The sequence below is a fragment of the Thalassotalea ganghwensis genome (genome assembly GCF_053485795.1).
The window spans coordinates 1-447 of the sequence record NZ_JBQRUM010000074.1 but is presented as its reverse complement, the minus strand read 5'-3'; the positions used below and the strand labels follow the sequence as shown (position 1 = coordinate 447).

Annotated in this window: 1 pseudogene; it reads right to left on the bottom strand. The window is 37.1% G+C overall.

The features are described from left to right. Positions 1-11: 11 nt before the first annotated feature. Positions 12-447 (bottom strand): annotated as a pseudogene (gene tnpA, locus ACSLUH_RS19545) (IS200/IS605 family transposase); the annotation flags it as partial.

Here is a 447-nt window from a genome sequence, read left to right as displayed (position 1 = left end):
AGGGGGCCATTTTACCCTAGCAGGTTCATCTGCCTTCGTTCTTCCAGCTTTTCTTGTTTATCTTGGTGTCGTACATATCGCCTTATTATTTCTTCGTTTACACCTACCGAATCAACAAAGTAACCTCATTGCCAAAAGCGACCGCCCCAGGCTTTGTTTTTCCTTAGGTGAGGATATTTACTAAAAAGCTTTAAAGCTACTCTACCTTTGAGACACCCCATTAACTTAGATATCGACAATTTGGGGGGTACTTTCACTACTAAATGAACATGGTCTATCTGTACATTCAGCTCCATTACAACTACACCTAGTTTTTCACAATAAATATGAATAAACCTATAAACATCTTTACCTATGTTATTTTTTAAGATTTTAAAACGATACTTAGGTGTCCAAACGATATGATATTGACAACGCCAAAATACATGCGATGCTTGCTCATATCTA